We start from the raw sequence: 21,626 nt of genomic DNA, 5'->3' as shown, positions 1-21,626 counted from the left end.
TATTCCGCAGTTCCTATACTCCGTGGCAAATGGAAGCCTGGATCAATCACCTCATCACCCTGCTGGCCTTGCCGCAGTACAGTCTGGGAACGGTGTTTGTGGTGTCCTTCGTGTCTGCCACTCTGCTGCCTCTGGGTTCGGAGCCGGTGGTGTTCGGATTGATCAGACTCAATCCGGAGCTGCTGTGGCAGGTCATCGGCGTAGCCACGCTGGGCAACACACTGGGTGGTGCCGTGGACTGGTGGATGGGCTATGGCGCCCACCAGGTGGCCGACAAGTACAGCCACTCCAAAATGCATGTGCGCGCCCTGGACTGGCTCAGGAAGCTCGGTCCCAAGGCCTGCCTGCTGGCGTGGTTGCCTCTGGTGGGCGACCCCTTGTGCGCCGTTGCAGGATGGTTGCGCCTGCCGTTCTGGCCCTGCCTGTTGTACATGGCGATTGGTAAATTCATACGTTACGTGCTCATGACGTCCACGCTCTTGGGAATATTTGCTTGATGGAACTCCTTCTCTTATCGCTGGCCCTTGGTGGCGCGTGGTTTGTCAACAAACGATCGCAACTGCGCCGCATCCATCTGCTGGCCGGCATCCTGGGGCAGTTCCAGGTGGAAAGACTGATGGAAACCGTTGCTGACGGCTATCTGCGCGCACTGGGCGAAAAAGACCCACAACGCAGCCAGCAGGTGTGGGGCGTTCTGGATCAAGCCGAAATCACCTTGCGTGACCAGATCCGCAGCTTTGCCGACATGGTCACCAAGCTGGACGCAGCACCAACGCGCTTTAGCACGCTGCCCATCGCCGTGCCCTATGCAGTGCAACTGTTTCCGCAATCCAGCGCCGATCTGCGCGCCCTGCTGCGCATCCACAGCGAGGGTGTGGACCGTCTGGTGCGCAACGAAGCCGGACTGGCGCAAAGGGACAAGGCCTATATGCTCACCGCCGAGCTGCTGCTACTGCAGCACAGTTGCCACTGGTTCTGTCGCTCCAAGGCCGTGGCAACGGCGCGCATGATGGCGCGCCACCGCACACCCCATGCCCAGCTCGTGGCCTCCGTATCCGAGCAGACGCGCCAGGCCTACAACCGGTTGATGTCCGCCTAACGGGACAACACCAAAGCGGTTCCCACCACGGTCAGCGCGGCGCCCAACCAGGCACCCGGCGCAGGAGCCCGACGCAGACGCCACCACAGCAGGGGCAACACCACCACGGGTGACACGCTGGAGAGAATGGCCACCATGCCCACATCGCCATGCTTCAGTGCCCACAGGATCAGGCTCATGCCAACACCCATACCGAGAAACCCGATGAATCCCACCAGCAACAGAACCCGCGGCGTGGCGGGGTTCTGGGCACGGGCTGCGGGGTAGCCCGACCACAACAGCACCAGTTGAGCCACACAGGTCACGCTGACGCGCACCGCGGTGGCCGCAATCGGGTCCACACCGCTGACCATCACCGGCTTGGCAATCAGGGAACTGCTGGCCTGGCACAGCGCCGCCAGCAATGCCAGCGCCACGCCCAGGCCCCAACCACCTCGGTTGGCCTCCCATTCGTGCACTTCATTCTTGTGGGTCCCCAAGAGCGTCGCCGTCATCACGCCGCCCATCACCAGCACCCCGCCCAACATGGCCTGCAGGCCCATGTGTTCGTCCAGAAAGACATAGCCCAGCACGGCGCTGAAGAAGGCATGCGTGGCAAACAGCACGCTGGTGCGGCGTGGTCCCAGACGGTTCATGGCGGCAAAGAGCGCGGTGTCGCCGACAAAGATGCCGATGAACCCACTCAAGGCCATGACTCCACACTGCGCCCAGCTGAGGCTGTGCCAGGTGCCGCTGACCAGCACCACCGGCCACAGCAGGAAGAGCAACAGCCCCATGCGCCAGCGGGTGAATGCCAATGCCCCGAGATGGCGCGCCGACCCCGCCGACATCACGCTGGTAAAAGCCCAGCAGACGGCCGCGCCCAGGGCCATCAGGTCATAGACGGAAAACGGCAAGGGCGCGTGAAATCAGGAGCTGAACAGGAAGTTCATCACGTCGCCATCCTTGACGACGTAGTCCTTGCCTTCGGCGCGCATCTTGCCCGCGTCCTTGGCACCCTGCTCGCCTTTGTACTGGATGAAGTCATCAAAGGCGATGGTCTGGGCACGGATGTAACCCTTCTCGAAATCGGTGTGAATCACGCCGGCAGCCTGCGGGCCGGTGTCGCCCACGTGGATGGTCCAGGCGCGCACTTCCTTGACGCCTGCCGTGAAATAGGTCTGCAGGCCCAGCAACGCGTAGGCCGAGCGGATCAACCGGTTCAGGCCCGGCTCGTGCAGGCCCAACTCTTCCAGGAACATCTGGCGGTCCTCGTCATCCATTTCCGACATCTCGGCTTCGAGCTTGGCGCAAATGGCGACCACGGGAGCCTTTTGCGCATTCGCAAAGGCGGTCAGGCGGTCCAGCATGGGGTTGTTCTCGAAGCCGTCCTCAGCCACATTGGCCACAAACATGGCGGGCTTGGCCGTGATCAGGAAAAACTGCTTGAGCTGCAGCTGTTCTTCCTTGCTGAAGTCGATGGTACGCACCGGCTTGGCTTCGTTGAGTGCAGTCTGGCAGCGCTCCAGAATGGCCACCTGTTTGGCGGCTTCCTTGTCACCCGAGCGTGCCAGCTTGGTCACGCGGTGCAAAGCCTTTTCCACGGCACCCAAGTCGGCCAGGCACAGCTCGGTCTGGATCACTTCGATGTCGGCAATCGGGTCCACCTTGCCCGCCACATGCACCACGTTGTCATCCTCGAAGCAACGCACCACATTGATGGTGGCATCCGTCTCTCGGATGTGCGAGAGGAACTTGTTGCCCAGTCCTTCACCCGTGCTGGCGCCAGCCACCAGGCCCGCGATGTCCACAAACTCCACGATGGCCGGAACAATGCGCTCGGGCGAAATGATGGCAGCCAACTGCTGCAGCCGAGGATCCGGCACCTCCACCACGCCCACATTGGGCTCGATGGTGCAGAAGGGATAGTTCTCCGCCGCAATGCCCGCCTTGGTCAGCGCGTTGAACAGGGTCGATTTGCCGACGTTGGGCAAGCCCACGATGCCACACTTCAAACTCATGAAATATCCTTATATCTAGAGGCCCCGCCTGCACCCTCGATCCCAAAGTGGGCGCGGTGGAGGCGCCAGTCCCCTTCAAAACGTGGAGATGGCGACGGACAACACGAAGTACCGACAGCGCTACGCGACCTCGGTTTTTTGTCCTCGTTTTGTCATGGGGAATAGGCCGTGATTGTACTTATCAGCGAATCCATGCTTTCCAAGGCCACCGCCACAGATGGCAGGATCATTCGGGACAGGGTTCTGAGTGGGTTTGGCGTGCGTCTGAATGCTCGCAAACGAACCTTCCTGATTGCCACCAGCGTGAAGGGTAGGCAGTTCCGCATGATGCTGGGTCATTGGCCTTTAATGACCGTCAGCGAAGCCAGAGCAAAGGCCATGACCGTTCTGAGGCAGTGCAGAGACGGTGAAACACCCAGCCGCAGGGTGGCACCAGACCTTCCAAACCTGCGCGAGGCCTTTGTGGCGTACTGCAAGGCCAAGAGCATCAAGGCGTCCAGCCAGCGCAGGTATGACTCGTTCTTTCGTACCCACTTCGGTGACTGGCTGGATCAGCCGATCAGTCACATGGCGCATGGCGCGTTTAGAGAACGGTGCCACGATTTTGCCCAAGAAAAGGGTTCCGCCCTAGTTGAGCTAGGTCGAGGCATCGTGGGCGCCCTGGTCAAGTACGTGAATGCTGTTCATGGTTTACAGCTTGAATCACCCTTTGTGAAGCTGGCTGCGGCTGGGTTGATGCCAGAGCGCTCCCAGCCCCGTGCACGTCGGTTGCAAGAGTCAGACTTACCGGCTTGGAGGGAGGCAGTGGACAAGCTGGGCGAGAAACAGCGTGATTTCTTGCTCCTGACGCTCTACACGGGCTTGCGACGCAACGAATGCAGGGAGTTGACCCGGCAGCAAATTGACCTTGCCAAGGGCGTTTTGACCATCCCCATGACCAAAAACGGGAAGCCCCACTCTTTGCCGATCACGCCGATGATGCGGGAAATTCTGAAACGACGCTGCAAGGGATTGGAACCCGATGCACAACTGTTCAAGGGAGTTAGTGCGGAGCACCTGTACAGGATGGCGATGCGGCTGGGGTCACCGCGCTTCATGCTGCATGACCTGCGCAAGATGCTTGCCACCGTGGGTGAGAAGCTGGGGCTTGGCGATGCTGTATTGCGTCGAATTCTGAACCACACCGCGCCGAAGACCGATGTCTTACACAGGCACTATGTTGGGTTGAATGAAGGCGATGTGACCAGTGCGCTGGAGCAGGTTCAGGAGACTTTGGTGGGGTTGATGCGGAACGCCCACCACGGGGTCTAGGCCGCGGTTTGGGAGTGCCTTACTGAGGTTTGAAGGGAATGCAGCTTGAATCGATTGGATGGCTCTGGCTCTATTACCAGACCCAAGCAATGCCCACAAGGTCTGCAATTTGGCTGTTTAGGGCTGGAAGCGGAATTACGTTGTGCTCAAAAGCGGTCATTCAATTCACGTGGATGCCCGTTACTGGTAAAGGCTTAATGGTTGAATTAGCTGTTTGACGCACTCAAGCTGCCAAGCGTAAAACCACCAACCTCACATATTCGACCGCGCCACCACACACCTCTATTGCCAGGAATTGGATTGCCTGCCGTATTAAAAAAGCGAGTTTCCTTTAAGTGAATAAATTGTGGCGGAGGAAGAGGCTCTTCATTTTCACCGTCGGACTTGTATGAATCGCCATAGGATGAAATATGGGTCTTAATTGTTTCCGCTTCTTCTGTATCGGCAAATGCATTTGCCAACTCTGAAGCAAAACCTTCAAAATATTGCTTGTGACTAACCAAGACCCCGGATACAAGCATTCCACTTACTTGCAAAGTGATCCCAACTTGGAATGCTGACTTGTTAGTCAAATTCACTAGTGATTGAAGAAACCAATCAGTTTCAGCCACTAGGATAGGAGTGTTATCGTTTGCCGCATTCGACATTTTTAAATTCCCTGTTGTTAAATTGCCAGTGAATAAAAGGGATCTTCCCATCAACCGCAAGCCACGGCCCGAGTTAGTTACAGTAAGCAGGACTTTTTTAGTGCTGAGCGCTTATTGCAGTAAATTGAAAACTATCACTTTGACTCCATTGTGTCAGTTCGGGTGCTGTCCGACCATCCCCCATTTGGGTGAACTTGAAAATCTGCTTTCGGGCAGGAAGTAACGTGTCAGCTAATGGCCAGGTCTCGCCGCTGAGATTGAGCATGGCAATGTCGGCTTTCGAGACGAAGCCGCCTTCATTTTGGCCACAGCATGGTGGCGATTTCTTCGGCTTCGGTCTTCGCTGCAGCCAAGCTGGTGAACAGCTTCACCGGCTTCTCGCTGGTCCATTTCTCTCTGGGATCGGGATCGCTCGCCAGAATGGCATTGAGGCGCGCTGTGCCCTTGTCGCCCGCAACGTTCCAAATCCAGCCATCCACAGTGAGATAGTAAGAGTTCTCTTTCGGCTCGATACGTGCGACGACACGGTTGGTCGCATCAACCGCTACAGCACCCTTCACCCCTCCGTTAGCGTCTGCCCAACTCAAGGGCGGCGTAGGCGGCATGTGCGACTCTCGCCAACGCCCAATGATCGTTGCCATGCTCTTACTTCCTTTCCAATCTGGATTGTGACCAGCCACCATGAAATCACCAACGTCGTCCAGGAGCCAAGTGCAGCTTTGCAAGGCGCCGCTCAAATCGAAGGCCCTAGCTGGACGGCGGCAACGCAACATACAGGCCGACATCCTAAGCGCTGACCGAACCAGATTGCAACCCATCAAGGGGGCAAGGAAGCGTTTTGGCCTGTCCGGTCAGGCAGTTGACGGATGCACCTTGATTGAAAGGGATTGGGAACGCCCCCTCTCGACCAGTTCAGGTTGCCCTAAAGGGTATCTCAGACGCAACCACCCTGGCGGCGAGGTTTGCGTGTCCCAAGTTTGCCAACATCTGCTTCAACGAATTGACCCCCAGAACGCTGGCAATCGACGGCCCCAGAATTATGCGATCGATGATTTTTTCGAGAGAAAGATCGTCGGCTGTCACCCCTTCGATCTTCCTGATAGGGAGTTTGAGTTTGGGTTCAATGCCCCTGTTTGTTGCCAAGTGCCCAAAGAATGGCTGGAGCTTTTTCTCATTGTCTCGGTCGCTCATGTAAACGATTCGCCACTCGCGCTCTTCCTGGAACCCCGAGTGCTTGCTGAACAGTGCAAACGATTTGAGCCGGTGAAACCACGCGTAGGCCACAGAACTTAGGTCGTCAGTTGTTTTGGCGTGCTCCGTGACTATCTTCGCGAGTAAGTCAATCTTTTGATGTATCCAGGCGAAGCGTTTCTCCTTGGTTCCATAGTGAACCTTCCCCACTATTAACGGGGAACCCGGATTTACATTGATATTGTTTGTATCTACAACAATGGCCGCGCCGGAACCACCATTTCCGTAACCACGCCACATTGACAGCAGGCCATCGTTGTCATCTGCAGTGTGCTCCGAGAAGCACATTAGATAAGTGTTCAAAACATGATTCTTGTCAAAGTCGTTGAAATGTTGATCAAAGGCATCTACCAAGTGCTTATGACGCCCGTCGCTCTCACATGCTTTCTTTAGCAATTCGCTTCGACGGAATTCTGCTGCGCCTTCGATCATGCCGAACCTGAGTTCTTCCAAATCGTTCATATAGAGCGGATTCGAGAACCAAAACTCTCTGTTTGCAATGATCCGCTCAAAAGTTTGAATGGATGTGTAATGAGCAAGCAAAAGACGCGTTGCTGGGAATGACCGCTCCTCGTCGAAGTCAGCCCAAAGCTCTTTGCTTGCAATGTCAAATGCGTTTGAAATACTCATCCCCCTGTTCAGTTACCTGACGCCGAATTTGGTCGCACCATTGCAGCTTATCGCAGTTCGGGGAATATGCATTCGGCCAGGCAATAGGGTGTATACAGGAGGCTTTGATGCGTTGATGGGACATGCTCGCCACTGGGTCTATGCAGCATGGACGACCGGGAATGACCGCACACCGAACGCCCCACCAAAGATTAGCTGTCAACCGATCGTTGGCGCGTCAACAGGTTCAAACTTTATTTTCAAAATGTGTAGTTTTTTTTATAAAACACGCCGCCGCCAACGTCCGCCTAGTAACTTATGTGCTTCTGCAACAAATGAAAGGAAGCTCATGACTCAAACAATCGACACGACACTTTCACCAATCGATGGTATCCGAAAGACTGCCCCAGCTTGTTTTGGCGCGGCAACTGCTTTCTCTCATGAATCACCCATATGCACGTCTTGTGGGGCGTTCAGCGCCTGCGATGATGAATGCCTTGTTACGCTTGAATTGATCAAGGTGCGCGTGGACGTGACCGCCCATATGAAACGTCACATGGCCGGAAGAAAGAAATTGGGACGCTCGACATCAGTGCCCATGCCAGATGTGAGCTGCGAACGACCATCGGAACCAGAACCTACTGTGGCAAGTGCCGAAGGCGAAGACCTGAAAGAAGCCTCAGCCGTCATAGCCAAAGCCAAAGCGGCAACCGTCGAACTGGCTCCGACTGACGTTGTACCAACGATTGCCACTTCTGAGCCAGTCAGTACCCCTTCGGCAACAGTTGAACTCCCTACAGTGACGGCTACACGCACTTCAGGGTTTCCAGTGGAGAGCATTCACGCGCTCCCGCCGGTTGACAATCCCCGCGCTCAACTTGCTGCCCTGACTAGCGCGCTTGCGGTACACGGTGACTACTATGCCATCCGTCAAAAGTTCTGCGAGCTTTCGATTTTGATCAATCTGGAGTCAAGCATTGCGCCAGAATTCAGGCCAAAACCCAAGGTCGGCGAAGCAAAGGGTAGCCCCATTTACTTTGAAATTCATCGTGACCAGTTGGTGATTGATCTGCATTGGCTGCATACCATGAAGGAACGGGTAACTGTCAGGGACGAGTCGCTCCAGCATCTTTTTTATCCAGGTGGCGCCTTCCCTTTTGATCTGGCTTGGTCTTTCGCCAGTGAAAAGTGGAAAAGCCGACATAGGGTGGACGAAGTTCTGTACCTTACGCCCCGGCTGCAGTGTCAATTGGTGACCCTGAAGGGCACCGACGTGGCGGATCGACTGGAAAGGGTGATGGAGTCCACAAAGCACGGTAGTACGCGCATACCACCCAAGATTGCATCCGTTCGCAGGCAGCTCAATGAGTGGGCAGAAAGAGACGTGCGTATTGAAAAGCACATACCGGATTACGAGGCATTGTGGAAGGCACGAGAGCTTTTGGGTGAAGGGGCACTTGTAAAGCATGTGGCGGAAATCTTCGCCCTGAGCACCGGCCGTACCCTGGATGTGAAGACCGTGCGGGACAAACTCACGACACTGGACAAACACGTCACGGGCATTATTTGATTGTCGCGGGTCACACTGGGGTGGCCCAGAAGGGGGGATCGAGGGGGACATGAACGAGGGGATCACTCACACCGAGCCTCATGTTTTCCCAATGAAGGAGGCCAGTTCCCCCCTCCCGCTGCTGTCCATAATAGGTAAGCAGGTAATGACCTAAGCAAGTAAGCCGGTATTGTGGAAGGTAGATAACTAAAGGGCCAGACCAGAGGCCTGTTGTGTCGCCTGCGGCTCCACATCGGCCTCTGGTTGCGCTTCGCTGCGCTCGCGCATTGACTTCAGATCACCAACGGGATGGGGGTTACATCCGAAGCAAATTTCAGAACATGACGGAGTAGGCTTACCTTGCTGTCAGAAGTGAGCTGAACACTGTGCGGAATGCGCCGCTATCGCGGCTCTTCCGCAAGTGCAGCGTTACTCGGTTGGTACGACATACCTCGCCGCGCTGGTGGGCACGGTGGGAGCGAAGCGACCACCCTGCCATCCAAGGCGCCGATGGTGATTGCCATGCCTATGTATAAGGATTACCTTTTTGGCGTCGGAACGAAGAAGGCTCTACATTGACGCAGTGCGTTTTACAGCCGGACTTCGCTTAATCCAGGATTCCATGCTGACAAACGGTCCAAATGCTTGCCGCTGCGCCCGATCACACATGCGGTGACGTTTACCGCCGCTGCTGTTGTCATCCCCAATGTCGCCCGAGTCAGCAGCAGAGTACACAGAACAGGCCATATAGCTCAAAAGTAAACGATCCGGCAGCATTCGGTAAAGGCAGTAAACATCCTCGCCAAAACAACAGTCCGTCAGCCTCTCCTTGTAGGCCCGATTACGGCATCCAACAATCTGTATACACGTAGGACGTTCGTCCTTGAACGTGGACAGCAACTGGAGATCACCATGGCAGACCAATACATTACCTACTTCAGAGTTTCAACCCAAAAGCAAGGCGCGTCCGGTCTGGGTCTTGATGCCCAACGTCAGACAGTTACGCAGTACCTCGCAGGCGGCTCCAAAACCGTCCTGGCTGAGTTTGTCGAGGTCGAGACTGGCAAGGGGGCAAACGCCCTGGATCGCCGCCCTGAGCTGCGTCGTGCCCTCGATCTGTGCAAGAAGTCAGGAGGCACACTGCTGATCGCCAAGCTGGATCGACTTGCCCGCAATGTTCATTTCGTCAGCGGCTTGATGGAGAGTAAGGTCAAGTTCGTGGCGTGTGACCTGCCAGAAGCGAATCAGCTGACCATCCACATCATGGCTGCATTCGCAGAGCATGAGGCACGCCGAATCAGTGAGCGCACCCGTGATGCCCTTGCGGCCGCAAAGGCCCGCGGCGTAGTTTTAGGAGCGACTGGGCCAGCCAACCTCAAGAGACATACCCAAGAGCGTCAAGCCGCTGCCGGAGCGTTCAGCGCCCGTTTGATGCCCTTGCTGAATGGGTTTGCTGCCCAGGGTTTGAGCAGGCGGGCGATGGTGGTTCAGTTGAATGACCTTGGCATCAAGGCACCGCGGGGCGGCACTTGGTCATTGGGTCAGGTGCAGCGGCTGTTCCACAGTGGCTTCGCTTCGCCGTGCTGATGGCCACGTCTTGAAGGTGCGTCATGCGGTCGCCAAGACACTCAATTGCCGGCTTCCATCTTGGATTTCGTCTGCATACATGCTCCATAGAAGAACATTTCGACCTGATCCGGTGTGATTTCGGGCGAGTCAACATAAACCGTTTTCAGCATCATGAAGCCCATTTCGCGCTCTTCTTGACTGTTGGATGGAGCCTTGCTGAGTTGGGCCTTCATATCCTTGTATGTCACACCACGATCCCTTGCCCTGGCGAGTGCGCTCGCTAATTTCCCTGACGACAAGCAATACTTTTCATTCAAGGCTGAGTGCGCAGCCGATGCGCACCCGAAGGTCAGAGCGACAACACCCATTACCTTCAAGAGGTAGCCACGATTAACGTTAAGAGCCTTCATCACTCTGACATGCAGCCAAGCTGCACCAGTTTGTAAATGCCAGCCTCAGTGATCTTTGGAAAGTCAACGTAAGCAATCTTTGCAGACGCCTTCAGGTCGCGCTTCCATTTTTGCCTTTCGGCAGTACTGAGGTTGGCCTGGTCTACTGCTGCATCGATCGTGTAAAGGGTGGTCGCATATGGCTGCCTAGCCTCCCGATCTCCGACGTATTCGGTCGCCATTTGTGCGACCGTGTTGCAGTACTTCTCTGTATTGGCCATTGCACCTCCGGCGAAGGTGGACGACATGGCGATGGCTAGCAAAAGTTCCCGTTTCATTCTTCCCTGCTCTTGTATTTGACTCGAATTGGCACGATTAGTGAGTGGCCAATAAGTAGACGTTAACACAGAGTCCAGAGGGTGAAAGAACCCCTGCGCAAAAAATTCGCCGCCAGAGTGAAGGCCATCAGACATGCATCCGGCATGTCTCAAGAAGCATTCGCGGACAAGTGCGGTTTTGCGCGCAGCTACATGAGCCGCATTGAACGTGGAGGAGCCAATCCATCCCTGGACGCCCTTGAGACAATTGCAGAGGCCCTTGGTATCGAGGTCAAGGCGCTGTTTGAATCAGCCAGCCCCGCTTCTGCAAAGAAGAAAGCAGCTCCGATCACCGTTCCATTCGCAGCCGATGGCACCTGCTTCAATCCGTCTTTGAAACGCAAGCGAACAGGACGGTTTACGGTCGGGGAGAAAGGCCACTTGATTGACTTTGACGACTTTGAGGCCGCACTGGCTCACCTCAAGGCGATGAAACAGGCTTACTGGTTGCGACCAAACAGCGCTGGGAACTGGGGCATTGTGACTGCGGTACGTTGGGATGCTTTACCAAAGAAGTAAAGAGTGCACCCAATACCGACCGGACAACACTAAGGCAACTACACCGACTTACTGTGGTCTTTTGTCGCAATGCTGCAAAAGTGCTGCGGCCGTTTTTAAATTAATTTCCTTCTCGTCTTAAAGATTGTGCGCAATAGCATAATCTTATGCATCTACGGCGTCTGGGCTGAGTATCAAATTAGCCCCACCGCATTCACAAGGCCAATCAATGTCAACGATGCATATCAAACCGCAACTTAGGCTCAACTTGGGCGATGTCAATTTGTTCGGCAACGACGCCGCCGACCTTGAGCAAAGAGAGCTTTTCTTTTCATACGCAGTTAAAAGACCTGAACTCGAAGACTTCTTGGATCCTGAACGTCCCATTCAGGTTATTCGAGCCTACAAAGGCGAAGGGAAATCTGCACTATTAAGAATAGCAGAACGCAACCTCACCCCGATTCAAAATGAAGAACTTGTAATTTCTGCAATTGGACCCGATCACTCCCCTAACATTGAAGGTTTAGATTCGGACTTATGGACTCGTGAATGGAAGAAAAGTCTGCTTAGGCTTGTTGCCAACGAGATTGGTTCTCGCCTAGGGGCCGCATTTACAGACGATGCAATTTCTCTCGTCGAGGAAGCCGAGTCAAACGGCTTCAAGCAAAGAAGTTTTGTGTCTGCAATTGTTGATAGATTAAAATCCAAAGAAGTCCCTATGGATCGGATTAGGCTACCCGTAGCGGATTATCAAAAATTAGTTACGAGATATCTAAATGGACGCCCTTTGATATGGATTGTTGTTGACGATATTGATCAGAACTTCGCCAATACTGAACGCTGGCGCATTAAGCTAGGTTCATTCTTTACGGCCTGTCGTCAAATAGTAGGCGTTATACCTGAGCTACGTATTCGGACGGCAATTAGACCGAATGTATGGGCAATTATTAAGCGAGAGTTTGAGTCACTGTCTCATATTGAACAATACATGCACGACCTGTCTTGGAGTCAGGATCAGTTTCGTGAATTATTGGCAACACGCATCAAATCATATTTAATACGCACAAATCAGTGGTCATTGGTTCAATCAGTGATTCCATACGAAAAATCCGCTGCTGAGCTTGCCATAATTTCCATGGCCTTTGATGCGCCAATGCCATGGGGTGGAAGCGACCGCACACGCTCGCCGCATACGGTCCTATGGACACTTACGGCCCACAGACCGCGTTGGCTTGTAGAGCTTTGCAAAGAGGCAGGAAAAGCAGCAGAAAAACGAGGAGCAAAAAAAATAGGGTTCGACGATATTAAGACACAACTATCTTCTTTTGGTCGAAAACGCATAGAGGATACTGAGGCTGAATTTAAGTCACAGTGCCCGCAAATTTGCGAGCTGCTGGGAGCATTTTCACGTCAACCGGACATCTATTCCACCGATGAATTGCTAAAGACCATACACAATAGAATAATCCAAGCGGTCCACCCCACACTGACTGGCCATATCGGGAAGCCATCTGATCTCGACGTTGCTCACTTCCTTTTCCAAATAGGTTTTCTCTCTGGGAGGCGAGATTATGGTGAGCATAGAGGATATGATCATGTGCTTTACCGCGAGCAGCCAGGTTTGCTTCGCTCACGCACCAATATAGATGACGGACTCAGATGGGAAATAAATCCCATTTATCGTGAAGTGTTAAATCTTCGACCCACACTAGATAAACAGCACACGAAGAGTGGTCATAGATAGGCTCCAACGCTTTTAAAGTACTTTTTGGTCCAAGCCTCAAAACCGCACAAGCTCAAGCGACATACATAAAGCGCAAAAAGTGCGGCCAATGCCTTTGATGCTATTACCGAAGGACGTTCTTACCTTAGTCAGGGCGTATGATTCGACTCACCAGCTTCAGCATCATTGACTGGCTAGTCGTCAAAAACCGCTCGACTAATGCAAGCATTTGATCGTCTGCTTGTCTAGCAGCGCTTACAGAACGAGACAATGAATGCATCCAAATAGCAGGACGATACCGCACTAAGCTGCTCAATAGGTGCAAGGCAAGATATTGCAAAGCATATACCGACAAAAACTTGCCTTCAATCGGCTGAATTACTCCAGTGTTGGCGCTTTCGTCATACCCACCTAACGAAGGGTCCAGGTAATCAGTTATGGTCAAAAAGCGTTTCTGATCACTGTATTGAAAAGCTGATCGAAAATCTCGTCCATTCTGTATCAGCACGCCATCCGCTAGATCATCTCCTTCGTGCTGGAAACTCTCAAATTGAATAACAGTATTGCCCCATGCAAACCCGACATTAGTCACAGTCCATTGGCTTAGAAAAGGCGCAAGTGTTCGCCAGCGTGCAACTACTGAACGCAAGGTGTCAATGTCATCGCAAATTTGCGGGTCGTCAGCGCGGATATGCCATGCTCCTGAAGTAAGTAGCGGCGAAGAAAACAGTACCGTGTCTGATTTTGCACGCTCCATAAAGGTCGCCTCATACAACGACTGCAAGTCTGGAATTCGCGAAAAAATATCTTTCAAATAGAGGTTTAAACCCGCCAACCCAGTCGATGGTGTGCATGGCAACCGAAACGTTTCGCGACTGGTGTCAGTGCCGATATAGATCAATCGGTTGACGCTAGCCACACAATCATTGAAATGCTGGAATACACCGCCACTATCAACGGAAATGGAAAGGTCTTTCAAGAGCGCATTGGCCGCAGATGTATCCTTTATTCCATGACGCTGTGGAAGCGAATTCAAAGCCACGCTTCTGTTCATGGATAGAGAAACTGCTTTCCCAAAGGCCACCGTACCATAGTAAATCTGTAATGGCCGAATTTCCAGCGGAGCCGATTCGCCAGCAGCGTAAAAAAGCCGACCTTGCCTCAAACAAGCTGCTATCCCATTTGCCTGTTCAGCATTTGGCCTCCAGCCCTGGCTTCGTTCAACAGCCTGTCGTAGGTTGGACGCGCTCTCCAAAAACTGAAGGTCGTGATTGCTCATTTCCACTGAGACTCCCTTGTATTTGCATTGACAGTGAAGTTGTCGCAACAAAGTAGCTCTGCCCAGCACGGCAGTCGCCCCTCCGCATTGCATACCAACCTAACAAGCCAGCCACGTTTATAGCCGACAAAAAACAAAGGCCATCCTAAGATGGCCCATACCTGTTTGATGCTTCTGTCAGCAGGATTCTTTGTCCTGGCTTTACCAATCGGCGTCTATGAAATCTCGGAAGTCCTCGTGGCCATTGGCCTTTTTATTTCATCCAGCCTGCGGGATAGTTCTCCGCCGCAATACCCGCCTTGGTCAGCGCGTTGAACAGGGTCGATTTGCCGACGTTGGGCAAGCCCACGATGCCACACTTCAAACTCATACAAAAATCCTTAATAAACAAGGCCCCAACTACGCCAGAGCGCCCAGTGCAGGCGTGGTGGAAGTGCCGGACATTCGCACAGTGCGGAGCTGGCAGTGGACAAGACGCGGCGCCGACAGCGTGGAGTCCGCCCGGTTCGGGTCCTGGTTTTGTCCTGGGGAATAGGCGCAGATTGTACTTAGGTGCCTTCCCGCCGACTCCTTGTGTGCCGCACCCCCGGAAATGCGGGACATGGAAGGCATGTCACCTCGCCAATATGGCAAGCCCCTTTTCATACGGCAAATGGCTGCACGTGAATTCCGGGTATTGCTGCAGCCAGCGTTGCACGATGGCCCGTTCATCTGGTCGATCAGCGTCATCCAGCATCACGGTACATGCAGGGGCCAATCGGGTTTGCAGTTGCACCAACGCCGGGAATCGGGATTGCGGGGCCACATGGCTGGGGGGGCCATCAACGACCAACAATTCAACAGCTGACGCATCGGGTGGCAATCCGGAAATGTCATACCAGGGACTAGGCGCAGCCCCTTTCACCAGAGGGGCATCAATGACGGTAGCCCAGGCAGACACGCCGTTGGCGGCCAACATGTCCCGCGTCTTCATTGCGTATTGCGGATCGTGCTCGAGGCTGAAAACATGGCCCGCGCCGAGTAACGACAGGCTACGTGCAATCACCAAGGTGGAGACGCCGGAGCTGCACTCCATCACCACCTTGGGCTTCCTTTGTGAAATGTGATTTGCCACCATTAAAAGAAAGTCGGGCGACCCGGCCCAGCCGCGCATGGGTGGCAATGGCTCGGGTAGTTTCAGTATCCGCTCGAGCGCGAGCAGGGCCTGCATCTGCGCAAAGAGCACGTCCCCCTCGCGGCTAGCAGCATCCAGGATTTTGAATCCCTGCAAATGGACTCTTCGAATCTTGTGGGCACAGTAGAACAGGAGGACAAGACATGCCAGCAAAAGTACCAGGACGGCGAGCGTAAATAGGTTCATGTAGACAATATTTCCTTCAATTGCCGTTTGCGCAGCCCTTGCGGCATCTCCAGAGTGGCCCTGTCCCAGCCCTCCATCTCGATGATTTTTTCCATGCAGTCCTGCATGATGGCGTGCGACTGAATCGTGCTTTGCGATATCAGTTCATGCACCGCGATGTCGCTGTCGGCCTGGCCCGAGCAATGCAGTTGGTAGCGGTACAGCTCGCGCAACTTCAGTATGGCCTGCGCCACTTGCGCCGGGCAAGCACACATATAAATCAAGGCCTGTTCAATTACGGACCCCAGCTCTGCCTGCGTGAATCGCTCTTCGTATTCCATTTTTTGAACTCCATGAACGCCTATGCACTCGCCTTGCATTCCAACGGTTCCATTCTGCTACCGAATTGCATCAGTACAACCGGATGGCCATGTCGACATTCCAGGTGCGACGGATCTCGATCACATCGTAGTCCCGGGACAGTCCCTGCGGAAACTGGGAATACGGAGCCTGGCTTTGCACCACCTGCCGAATGGCCTCATCCAAGGCTGGCACGCCACTTGACATGACAAAGGTGATCGACTCCACCGAGCCGTCACTACGCAGCGCCACCGTGACCAGCGGATTGGTGTGGGGCTGCTTCGCCGCTTCGCGGACCATGTCAAAGGTCATGTTTAGCTCGATCTTTCGGCTCCACGCCTCGGCGTAGCGAATGAGTTCGGCATTGGGGTCACTGCGTCCAAACAGGCGCCCCCTGCGTGCCGTGCTGATGGACAAAGGGAGCAAGGGGGAGTTGCGCGCAGCCTGTGCCGCCGCATCGCGCTGGGCCGCCTCTTCGTTAAGCTGCTGCCCCATTTTCCGACGCGCATCCAGGCGCTTCGCGTCCTGCTCGGCGCGCAGGGCCAACTGGCGCGCCTTTTCCTGATCGGCCGCCTCTTGCCGCGCGGCCAATTGCGCAGCTTCCTTGCGTACCGCATCCATGCGATCTGCCTCCTGACGTGCGGCATCGAGTCGCGCAGCTTCCTTGCGAGCAGCCTCTGCGCGCTCCAACTCCTGACGCACCGCATCCTGCTGTGCAGCCGCAACACGGGCGGCCTCCAATCGCTCAGCGTCCTTGCGGGCCGCCTCCTGCCGGGCTGCCGCCTGTTGAGCGGCTTCAGCCCGTTGCGCTTCCAGACGCGCGGTCTCCTTGCGAGCTGCCTCCACGCGCTCGGCTTGCGCCCGCTCCGCATCCTGACGGGCAGCCTCCTGTTGCGCCGCCGCCCTGCGCAAAGCATCCTGCTGCTCGGCTTCCTTCCGGGCCGCTTCCTGACGTGCGGCCTCTTGCTGCGCAACAAGCTTGCTGGCTGCCTCCTGGCGATCGGCCTCTTGGCGGGCAGCTAGTGCGCGGGCGGCGTCCTGTTGTTCTGCCATCTTGCGCGCTATCTCCAACGGGTCCGGCGGAGGCGGCGTCTCCTGATCGGTCCGCGCGGATTTGACTGCCTCCATGATCCGCTCACCAGCCGGCGGATCAGGCTGCTTGGGCAATGCCGTGTTTGCATCCGGCATCACGGGTTTTGCAGGTTCTGGAGTGGGTATGTTGGGCGCCGCAACGGGTGGCGACGGCGGTGCGGGGGGCACTACCGCGATGGCGGCGGGATTGGCCCGCTCTGCCAACAGCACCGGAGCTGGCTGCACGGGGCGAATTTCTTCAGAAGGCAAGTTGACGGGTGGCGTCGTCAACGTGACTACAGGCTCCGTAGGCGCCAAGGCTTTCGCCCCCACCACTTCCAGCACTTTGGTCTCCGGCTGGGCTTCGGCTTGAACTGCCCCACCTGCAGTGGATTCAGTTTTTTCCACAGACTGCAATGGCACAAGCACCAGATGCAAATCGTCGGCATGCAAGCGTCTTTCTCTCCAGGGAAATTCAAAGCCTGGCAAACCCAGCCCATCACCGTAGAACGTCAGACTCAGCACCAGTACATGGAACAGCAGAGAAACCAGCAGCGCAATGCTGACAGGCTTGTACTCATGTTTCGGGGCTGGAATTGATCGAACTACGGGAGTATTCAAGACGAGCACTCCCCATGCGGGACTAGACTCCCGCGCCACTGCCGGCACACGCTGCCCTTGGCCATTGGAGTCGAGTCAACATGCATCTTGGAGGCCGTGTCCCTGTGGAGTATTTGCGGTCAGTCGGCGATTGTCGAACAAATCCCCGCTTGGACACCAAGTGTATGCAATGCCAGGAGTGCTTCAGTGCACCAGCCTTCTACAATGATCCCATGTCGAAAACTTATGACGTTTGTATCCGTGGCGCCGGCATTGTGGGGCGCAGTCTGGCGTTGCACCTGGCGGCCAAGCGGCTGCGTGTTGCCTTGTATGCGCAGGACGCGCCCGCGGACGCGGCCCACTCGGATGTGCGTGCCTATGCGCTCAGCCCCGCGTCGCGCAGCGTACTGGAGGCTGTACGTTGCTGGCCGGACGCCCTGCATGCCACCCCTGTCACCCGCATGCAAGTGCAAAGCGAGCAGCACGAGCCCGTCGTGTTCGACGCGACACAGCATAGCGTGGATGCCTTGAACTGGATCGTGGATGTGCCAGTGCTCGAAGGCTTGCTCAAGGAGGCCGTGCGCTTTCAACCCCTGATCGAGATGGTGGATACACCGGCCAAGGCAGAACTCACGGTGGTGTGCGAAGGCCGTGCCAGCGCCACGCGGCGCGAGTTCGGTGTGGAATTTGATGCCAAGCCCTACAACCAATGGGCTTTGGCTGCCCGCGTGGAATGCGCAGTGCCGCATGCCCAAGTGGCGCGCCAGTGGTTTGACAATGGCGACATCCTCGCCTTGCTGCCGCTGGGTGGTGCTCAAGGAAATGTGTGTGCTCTGGTATGGTCCCTGCGCCCCGAGCGCGCACAGGAAATGCAGGCGGCGACTGCGGCGGACTTTTGCGCCGAACTGGAAGCTGCCAGCCACGGCGCCCTGAGTGCATTGAGTCTCAGCAGCGAACGCAAGGTTTGGCCATTGCAGGCCGCGCAGGCGCGCCGCTGGGTGGGCCATGCGCACGGCGCCAGTTGGGCATTGGCCGGCGACGCCGCCCACAACGTGCATCCACTTGCGGGCCAAGGCCTGAATCTGGGACTGGGAGATGTGGCCGAACTCGTGCGCATCCTGGACCAGCGCGCCTACTGGCGCAGTGTGGGTGACCCCAAGTTGCTGCGCGCCTACGAGCGTGCACGCAAGGCCGATTTCGCAGTCGTTGGCGGCTCCGGCGACGCACTGCAACAGATATTCCAGCAAAACCATCCCACCTGGCAAACCTTGCGCAGCATTGGCATGCGTGGCTTCGAACGTAGCGGACCGCTCAAGCGCTGGGTTACCGGCCGTGCCATGGGCACGATGCACAACGCCAGCGCCGCCTGATCTCCTCACCCCTTACCCAGAGAACCCTATGAAAACCGCCACTATGCGCCGCTTCGGCCTTGCCTTGTTAGCCCTTGCAGTCTCGGCAGCCTGCCTTGCCCAGGAAGCCACCATCCGCAAGAACATCACCCAGCGCTTCCCGGAACTCAAGGCCATTGACGAGGTCAGCAAGACCGGCATGCCCGGTGTCTACGAAATCCGTGTCAACGGCACCGAGGTCTATTACACCGACGCCCAGGGCGACTACCTGATGGTGGGCAGCCTGTATGACACCAAGCAGCACCGCAACCTGACCGAAGAACGGGTGGACAAGCTCACCGCCATCAAGGTGGATACCCTGCCCTACAAGGATGCGTTCACCATCGTGCGCGGCACCGGCGAGCGCAAGCTGGTGGTGTTTGAAGACCCCAACTGCGGTTACTGCAAACGCTTTGAACGCGAACTGCAAACGGTCAACAACGTCACTATCCACATGTTCCTCTACCCCATCCTGGGGCCGGACTCCCTGGAAAAATCCAAGGCCATCTGGTGTGCCAAGGACCGCGGCCAAGTCTGGCAAGACTGGATGGTGCGCGAGGTGCCCATTCCAAACTCCGTGCAGATGTGTGACACCAACGCGCTCAAGCGCAATGTGGAACTGGGCCGCACCTACAAGATCAATGGCACACCTACGCTGATCTTTGTGGACGGTACGCGTGTACCGGGCGCCATTGACGCCAAGCAAATCGAAAAACGCCTGGCTGAAGCCAAGTCATGAGCCGGGGGAAAGCTCCCGCGGACCGCGCACAAGGCATTCATTACCAGGTTGAAGTTGCCGACCTGCACGCGCATCTTTTCAATGTCACGCTGACGATTCCAATGCCCCAGGCCGAGCAGCTCTTGCAGCTGCCGGTGTGGATTCCGGGCAGCTATCTGGTGCGCGAGTTCGCCAAGAACCTGCAGAAGCTCCAATGCCGGCAATCCGGCCGGGTCGTGGCGTCCACGCAGCGCGACAAGGCCAGCTGGCTGGTGAGCTGCAAGCCCGGCGTTGCGCTGCAGGTGCAGTATCAGGTCTACGCCTTTGACAGCTCGGTGCGCACCGCCTGGCTGGACGCCACACGTGGCTTCTTCAACGGCACCAGCCTGTTCCTGAAAGTGGCGGGTGCCGAGGGACTGCCTCATACCGTGGATATCGCCGTGCCTGCGCAAGCCCCAGCCTGGAAGCTGGCTACCGGCCTTGCCCCGCTGCGCGTGCTCAAGTCCGGCTTTGGCAGCTACCAGGCCGACGATTACGACGCGTTGGTGGACTGTCCGGTGGAGATGGGCACCTTCTGGAGCGCCGAGTTCGAGGCCTGCGGCATACCGCACCGCTTTGTGGTGTCCGGTGCCACCGAGAGCTTCGATGGCGACAAGCTGGTTGCCGACACCAAGGCCATTTGCGAAGCAGAGATTCGCCTCTGGCACGGCGCACTGGCCAAGGGCGCCAAAGCGGCACCCTTCAAAAGCTACCTGTTCATGCTCAATGCGGTACACGACGGCTACGGCGGCCTGGAGCACCGCAATTCCACGGCATTGATCTGCAACCGCAAGGACCTGCCGCGCAAGGAGCGCCAGACCCTGGCGCCCACCAAACACAAGCAGCCTGAGGGCTACACCGTGTTGCAGGGCCTGATCAGCCATGAGTACTTCCACACTTGGAACGTCAAGCGCCTGCGCCCTGCTGAGTTTGCGCGTTACGACTACGCACAGGAGAACTACACCGAGCTGCTGTGGTTCTTTGAAGGTTTCACCAGTTACTACGATGACCTGCTGCTGCGCCGCGCTGGCCTGATTGACAACGCCATCTACCTCAAACTGCTGGGCAAGACCATCAACCAGGTACAGCAAACGCCGGGCCGCCTGGTGCAAAGCGTGGCGCAAGCCAGTTTTGATGCCTGGGTGAAGTACTACCGCCAGGACGAAAACACGGCTAACGCCACCGTCAGCTACTACACCAAAGGGTCGCTGGTTGCGCTGTGCCTGGACCTGACCTTGCGCGCAGAAGGCCACACCACACTGGACGCAGTGATGCAGTCTCTGTGGGCCCGCTGCAAGGCCGGCCCCATGACGGAGCAGGACCTGCTGGCCGTACTGCAGGATTTGGGCAAGCGCTCGTTTGCCAAGGAAATCAGCCACTGGGTGCATAGCACGCAGGAGCTCCCGGTTGCCGAGCTGCTGGAGCGCAATGGCGTGCAGGTGCACCGCGAGCCGGACCAAGTGGCGCAACAGTTGGGCTTGCGTGTCAAGGAGTCTGGCGGGGTGACGATTCAGCAGGTGCTGCGTGGCGGTGTGGCCGAAAAAGCCGGTTTCGCCGCAGGCGATGAATGGCTGGCCGTGCAAGCTGATGTTGCCAAGGCCAGCGGCCCCTGGCGCATGCTGACGTTGGACGATCTGACGCTGTACTGCGGCAATGCGAAGAAGGTGGTGGTGACGGTAGCACGCGACAAGCTGTTGCTCACACTCAAGCTGTCCATGCCGATGCCCAGCACGGCGGTACGCCTGGCCCAGCGCGATGCCGATGCCGTCAACCGCTGGCTGGAGCGACCCGCTCCGCTATAGTTTTGATT

General features: G+C 56.2%; 21 protein-coding genes and 1 pseudogene. 10 read left to right on the top strand and 12 right to left on the bottom strand.

Annotated features, from left to right (window positions below; all coding sequences use genetic code 11):
* Positions 1 to 29 precede the first annotated feature (29 nt).
* Both AAGF34_RS11635 and AAGF34_RS11630 read left to right on the top strand, forming a co-directional pair.
* Positions 30 to 497, top strand: a complete 468-nt coding sequence (locus tag AAGF34_RS11635; protein ID WP_342620761.1) for a YqaA family protein — start codon at positions 30 to 32, stop codon at positions 495 to 497.
* On the top strand, positions 497 to 1,099 hold the full coding sequence (locus tag AAGF34_RS11630; RefSeq protein ID WP_342620760.1) for a hypothetical protein: 603 nt from the start codon (positions 497 to 499) through the stop codon (positions 1,097 to 1,099). Before AAGF34_RS11635 ends, AAGF34_RS11630 begins: the two co-directional genes overlap by 1 nt.
* On the opposite strand, the gene AAGF34_RS11625 is transcribed toward AAGF34_RS11630, so the two are convergent.
* Both AAGF34_RS11625 and ychF read right to left on the bottom strand, forming a co-directional pair.
* Complete coding sequence (locus AAGF34_RS11625; RefSeq protein ID WP_342620759.1) at positions 1,096 to 1,995, bottom strand: DMT family transporter; 900 nt, start codon at positions 1,993 to 1,995, stop codon at positions 1,096 to 1,098. The genes AAGF34_RS11630 and AAGF34_RS11625 overlap by 4 nt on opposite strands.
* A gap of 12 nt (positions 1,996 to 2,007) precedes the next feature.
* Positions 2,008 to 3,099, bottom strand: coding sequence for a redox-regulated ATPase YchF (gene ychF, locus AAGF34_RS11620; RefSeq protein ID WP_342620758.1), 1,092 nt, complete (start codon positions 3,097 to 3,099; stop codon positions 2,008 to 2,010).
* A 168-nt stretch (positions 3,100 to 3,267) separates the two neighbouring features.
* Between ychF and AAGF34_RS11615 the strand changes: the two genes are divergently transcribed.
* On the top strand, positions 3,268 to 4,410 hold the full coding sequence (locus tag AAGF34_RS11615; RefSeq protein ID WP_342620757.1) for a site-specific integrase: 1,143 nt from the start codon (positions 3,268 to 3,270) through the stop codon (positions 4,408 to 4,410).
* Between the two features lie 206 nt (positions 4,411 to 4,616).
* Here the strand turns inward: AAGF34_RS11615 and gvpU are convergent, their stop codons facing one another.
* The 3 genes from gvpU to AAGF34_RS11600 all read right to left on the bottom strand — a co-directional run bounded on the left by gvpU (position 4,617) and on the right by AAGF34_RS11600 (position 6,938).
* Positions 4,617 to 5,108, bottom strand: coding sequence for a gas vesicle accessory protein GvpU (gene gvpU, locus AAGF34_RS11610; protein WP_342620756.1), 492 nt, complete (start codon positions 5,106 to 5,108; stop codon positions 4,617 to 4,619).
* 245 nt (positions 5,109 to 5,353) lie between these two features.
* The gene (locus tag AAGF34_RS11605) at positions 5,354 to 5,698 is read right to left on the bottom strand and encodes a hypothetical protein (protein WP_342620755.1); all 345 of its coding nucleotides are present in this window, start codon (positions 5,696 to 5,698) and stop codon (positions 5,354 to 5,356) included.
* 271 nt (positions 5,699 to 5,969) lie between these two features.
* Entirely contained in the window at positions 5,970 to 6,938 is a 969-nt protein-coding gene (locus tag AAGF34_RS11600) for a DUF2971 domain-containing protein (RefSeq protein ID WP_342620754.1), read from the bottom strand.
* A gap of 328 nt (positions 6,939 to 7,266) precedes the next feature.
* Between AAGF34_RS11600 and AAGF34_RS11595 the strand changes: the two genes are divergently transcribed.
* Entirely contained in the window at positions 7,267 to 8,487 is a 1,221-nt protein-coding gene (locus tag AAGF34_RS11595) for a hypothetical protein (protein WP_342620753.1), read from the top strand.
* An 891-nt stretch (positions 8,488 to 9,378) separates the two neighbouring features.
* Positions 9,379 to 10,053, top strand: coding sequence for a recombinase family protein (locus tag AAGF34_RS11590; protein ID WP_342620752.1), 675 nt, complete (start codon positions 9,379 to 9,381; stop codon positions 10,051 to 10,053).
* A 41-nt stretch (positions 10,054 to 10,094) separates the two neighbouring features.
* Here the strand turns inward: AAGF34_RS11590 and AAGF34_RS11585 are convergent, their stop codons facing one another.
* Together AAGF34_RS11585 and AAGF34_RS11580 are read right to left on the bottom strand one after the other, a co-directional pair.
* Positions 10,095 to 10,445 (bottom strand): hypothetical protein, encoded by a 351-nt coding sequence (locus AAGF34_RS11585; RefSeq protein WP_342620751.1) that lies wholly within the window; start codon positions 10,443 to 10,445, stop codon positions 10,095 to 10,097.
* Entirely contained in the window at positions 10,445 to 10,762 is a 318-nt protein-coding gene (locus tag AAGF34_RS11580) for a hypothetical protein (RefSeq protein ID WP_342620750.1), read from the bottom strand. Before AAGF34_RS11580 ends, AAGF34_RS11585 begins: the two co-directional genes overlap by 1 nt.
* Positions 10,763 to 10,843: 81 nt before the next feature.
* Here AAGF34_RS11580 and AAGF34_RS11575 point away from each other — a divergent pair, with 81 nt between their 5' ends.
* Positions 10,844 to 11,320 (top strand): helix-turn-helix transcriptional regulator, encoded by a 477-nt coding sequence (locus AAGF34_RS11575; RefSeq protein WP_342620749.1) that lies wholly within the window; start codon positions 10,844 to 10,846, stop codon positions 11,318 to 11,320.
* 208 nt (positions 11,321 to 11,528) lie between these two features.
* Positions 11,529 to 13,043, top strand: a complete 1,515-nt coding sequence (locus tag AAGF34_RS11570; protein ID WP_342620748.1) for a hypothetical protein — start codon at positions 11,529 to 11,531, stop codon at positions 13,041 to 13,043.
* A gap of 124 nt (positions 13,044 to 13,167) precedes the next feature.
* On the opposite strand, the gene AAGF34_RS11565 is transcribed toward AAGF34_RS11570, so the two are convergent.
* The 5 genes and pseudogenes from AAGF34_RS11565 to AAGF34_RS11545 form a co-directional block, all read right to left on the bottom strand.
* A complete protein-coding gene (locus AAGF34_RS11565; protein ID WP_342620747.1) occupies positions 13,168 to 14,301 on the bottom strand; it encodes a YaaC family protein in 1,134 nt (377 codons plus the stop codon).
* Between the two features lie 271 nt (positions 14,302 to 14,572).
* Positions 14,573 to 14,671, bottom strand: a pseudogene (locus AAGF34_RS11560) (GTPase); the annotation flags it as partial.
* A 243-nt stretch (positions 14,672 to 14,914) separates the two neighbouring features.
* Complete coding sequence (locus AAGF34_RS11555) at positions 14,915 to 15,661, bottom strand: class I SAM-dependent methyltransferase (protein WP_342620746.1); 747 nt, start codon at positions 15,659 to 15,661, stop codon at positions 14,915 to 14,917.
* Positions 15,658 to 15,981 (bottom strand): hypothetical protein, encoded by a 324-nt coding sequence (locus AAGF34_RS11550; RefSeq protein ID WP_342620745.1) that lies wholly within the window; start codon positions 15,979 to 15,981, stop codon positions 15,658 to 15,660. The genes AAGF34_RS11555 and AAGF34_RS11550 overlap by 4 nt, the downstream gene beginning before the upstream one ends.
* Before the next feature lie 70 nt (positions 15,982 to 16,051).
* Positions 16,052 to 17,692 (bottom strand): TonB C-terminal domain-containing protein, encoded by a 1,641-nt coding sequence (locus AAGF34_RS11545; RefSeq protein ID WP_342620744.1) that lies wholly within the window; start codon positions 17,690 to 17,692, stop codon positions 16,052 to 16,054.
* Between the two features lie 212 nt (positions 17,693 to 17,904).
* On the opposite strand from AAGF34_RS11545, the gene AAGF34_RS11540 reads away from it, so the two are divergent.
* Genes AAGF34_RS11540 through AAGF34_RS11530 form a run of 3 tightly spaced genes read left to right on the top strand, consistent with a single transcriptional unit; the run spans position 17,905 to position 21,618 of the window.
* Positions 17,905 to 19,041: an FAD-dependent monooxygenase gene (locus tag AAGF34_RS11540; protein ID WP_342620743.1), complete on the top strand. Its 1,137-nt coding sequence runs from the start codon at positions 17,905 to 17,907 to the stop codon at positions 19,039 to 19,041.
* Between the two features lie 28 nt (positions 19,042 to 19,069).
* The gene (locus tag AAGF34_RS11535) at positions 19,070 to 19,798 is read left to right on the top strand and encodes a DsbC family protein (RefSeq protein WP_342620742.1); all 729 of its coding nucleotides are present in this window, start codon (positions 19,070 to 19,072) and stop codon (positions 19,796 to 19,798) included.
* Positions 19,795 to 21,618: a peptidase M61 gene (locus AAGF34_RS11530; protein ID WP_342620741.1), complete on the top strand. Its 1,824-nt coding sequence runs from the start codon at positions 19,795 to 19,797 to the stop codon at positions 21,616 to 21,618. Before AAGF34_RS11535 ends, AAGF34_RS11530 begins: the two co-directional genes overlap by 4 nt.
* Positions 21,619 to 21,626: the final 8 nt, after the last annotated feature.

Source organism: Rhodoferax sp. GW822-FHT02A01, from assembly GCF_038784515.1.
In the GTDB taxonomy this organism is placed as follows: Bacteria; Pseudomonadota; Gammaproteobacteria; order Burkholderiales; family Burkholderiaceae_C; genus Allorhodoferax.
Note: the sequence above shows the minus strand (reverse complement) of the source record. Positions and strands in the feature narration are given on the sequence as shown.